Genomic DNA, 3,176 nt, shown 5'->3' with positions numbered 1-3,176 from the left:
TTGGTTGCGGGGGTAGGATTTGAACCTACGACCTTCAGGTTATGAGCCTGACGAGCTACCGGGCTGCTCCACCCCGCGCCGATTGTGACTTGAGTGTCACTGGTGCGATGATCCAGCTATTGCGTATTTTATTTGCTTTGCTGGAAGATATCGAAAGAGAGAATTTATTGGTTCTTATTAGGTCTGGCGGTGACTTACTCTCCCACGTCTTAAGACGCAGTACCATCAGCGCAACGGCACTTAACGGCCGGGTTCGGAATGGATCCGGGTGTTTTGCTCGTGCTATAGCCACCAGACCGAATAAGAACCAATTTTTCCAAGTCGAGTACGACTGATTGTGTGTGTATGCTCTTGAAGTTCCAGCGTTGTTTTTACTGGATCAAATCAAGCCTATCGGACGATTAGTACCGGTCAACTGAATGCATTGCTGCACTTACATCTCCGGCCTATTGACGTGGTGGTCTACCACGGTCCTCAGGGATACCTTGTTTTGAGGGGGGCTTCCCGCTTAGATGCCTTCAGCGGTTATCCTGTCCGATCATAGCTACCCAGCACTGCCGTTGGCACGACAACTGGTCCACCAGTGGATCGTTCACCCCGGTCCTCTCGTACTAGGGGCAACTCCTCTCAAGTATCCTACACCCACGGAAGATAGGGACCGAACTGTCTCACGACGTTCTAAACCCAGCTCACGTACCTCTTTAAATGGCGAACAGCCATACCCTTGGGACCTGCTCCAGCCCCAGGATGAGATGAGCCGACATCGAGGTGCCAAACGATGCCGTCGATATGGACTCTTGGGCATCATCAGCCTGTTATCCCCAGCGTACCTTTTATCCGTTGAGCGATGGCCCTTCCACTCGGGACCACCGGATCACTATGGCCGACTTTCGTCTCTGCTCGACTTGTCAGTCTTGCAGTCAGGCTGGCTTCTGCCATTGCACTCAACGAGCGATTTCCGACCGCTCTGAGCCAACCTTCGCGCGCCTCCGTTACTGTTTGGGAGGCGACCGCCCCAGTCAAACTACCCACCACGCAGGGTCCCGGATCCGGATAACGGACCGCGGTTAGACAACAAGCAAAGCAAGGGTGGTATCTCAAGGGAGGCTCCACAGAGACTGGCGTCCCTGCTTCAAAGCCTACCACCTATCCTGCACATGCTGTACCTGTTGCCAGTGCGAAGCTATAGTAAAGGTGCATGGGGTCTTTCCGTCTAACCGCGGGTAGCCTGCATCTTGACAGGCAATTCAATTTCGCTGAGTCAACGTTGGAGACAGCGGGGAGGTCGTTACGCCATTCGTGCAGGTCGGAACTTACCCGACAAGGAATTTCGCTACCTTAGGACCGTTATAGTTACGGCCGCCGTTTACCGGGGCTTCAATTCGAGGCTTGCACCCCTCCTTTTAACCTTCCGGCACCGGGCAGGCGTCAGACCCTATACGTCGTCTTACGACTTCGCAGAGCCCTGTGTTTTAAGTAAACAGTCGCCACCCCCTAGTTTGTGCCCCCCGCCCATAGTTGCCTACGAACGGGGCCTCCTTCTCGCGAACTTACGGAGGTATTTTGCCGAGTTCCTTCAACGTTGTTCTCTCAAGCGCCTTGGTATTCTCTACCAGTCCACCTGTGTCGGTTTAGGGTACGATCTCATGGAGGGCTATTTCCAGGAACCTCTAAGCGGCCCATCCAATCCGATAAGGATGAACAACCTTCGAGATCCGTCACCATCTCCTGGCCCAGGAATATTAACCTGGTTCCCATCGACTACGCCTTTCGGCCTCGCCTTAGGGGTCGGCTTACCCTGCTCAGATTAGCTTTAAGCAGGAACCCTTGGACTTTCGGCGAGAGGGTCTCTCACCCTCTTTGTCGCTACTCATGTCATCATTCTCACTAGTGATCTCTCCACCGGATGCCTTACAGCCCGGCTTCATCGAAAGCTCCTTGCGTCCAATCCTTCCGAGGAAGGTAAGGACGCATGGAACTATATCACACTACGCTCTGCTACCAGTGCTTACGCACTCCGAAGTTTCGGCTCATGGCTTGAGCCCCGTTACATCTTCGCCGCAGGACAACTTATTTAGACCAGTGAGCTGTTACGCTATCTTTAAAGGATGGCTGCTTCTAAGCCAACCTCCTGGTTGTTTTGGTCGTCCCACCTGCTTTCCCACTTAGCCATGAATTAGGGGCCTTAACTGTCGGTCAGGGTTGTTTCCCTCTCCACAACGGACGTTAGCACCCGCTGTGTGTCTGCCGGATAGTACTCCTCGGTATTCGGAGTTTGGTTAGGATCAGTAAGTCTGTGGGACCCCATTACCCATCCAGTGCTCTACCCCCGAGGGTATTCGTCCGACGCTCTACCTAAATAGATTTCGCAGAGAACCAGCTATCTCCGAGTTTGATTGGCCTTTCACCCCTAGCCACAGCTCATCCCGACCTTTTTCAACAGGTGTGGGTTCGGACCTCCAATAAGTGTTACCTTATCTTCATCCTGGCCATGGCTAGATCACTCGGTTTCGGGTCTGATCCCACAAACTCATTCGCCCTATTAAGACTCGCTTTCGCTGCGCCTACACCTAACGGCTTAAGCTTGCTTGTGAGACCAAGTCGATGACCCATTATACAAAAGGTACGCCGTCAGGGCTCAAGGCCCCTCCGACTGCTTGTAGGCGTCCGGTTTCAGGTACTGTTTCACTCCCCTCGTCGGGGTGCTTTTCACCTTTCCCTCACGGTACTGGTTCGCTATCGGTCAGTAAGGAGTACTTAGCCTTCGGGGGTGGTCCCCCGATCTTCAGACAGAATTTCACGTGTTCCGCCCTACTTAATACGTCCCATTGAGCTTCCTATACGGGGCTATCACCCGCTATGGCCACGCTTCCCAACGTGTTCTAGTCACTCTCAAGGCTCGGCTGGTCCGCGTTCGCTCGCCGCTACTAACGGAGTCTCTATTGATTTCCTTTCCTCCGGGTACTTAGATGTTTCAGTTCCCCGGGTTTGCTCTTTAAACCCTATGTATTCAGGTAAAAAGTACCTGGTTATGCCCATTATTGAGAGCCCGAAGGCTACAATAACAAACATTCAGGTGGGTTGCCCCATTCGGAGATCCATGGATCAAAGCCTATTCTCGGCTCCCCATGGCTTATCGCAGAGTATCACGTCCTTCATCGCCTCTTACTGCCAAG

Annotated in this window: 1 tRNA gene and 2 rRNA genes (1 of these 3 cut by a window edge); all 3 read right to left on the bottom strand. The window is 53.1% G+C overall.

Going from position 1 to position 3,176, the window contains the following annotated elements:
• Nucleotide 1 precedes the first annotated feature (1 nt).
• Nucleotides 2-78: transfer RNA gene (locus QWY83_RS14190), tRNA-Met, on the bottom strand.
• 103 nt (nucleotides 79-181) lie between these two features.
• Nucleotides 182-296 (bottom strand): 5S ribosomal RNA (rrf, locus tag QWY83_RS14185).
• 84 nt (nucleotides 297-380) lie between these two features.
• Nucleotides 381-3,176 (bottom strand): 23S ribosomal RNA (locus QWY83_RS14180) (it continues 32 nt past the right edge of the window).

This window comes from Marivivens donghaensis, from assembly GCF_030410045.1.
GTDB lineage: Bacteria > Pseudomonadota > Alphaproteobacteria > Rhodobacterales > Rhodobacteraceae > Marivivens > Marivivens donghaensis.
The sequence above is the reverse complement of the archived record's forward strand: the minus strand, read 5'-3'. Positions and strand labels throughout refer to the sequence as shown.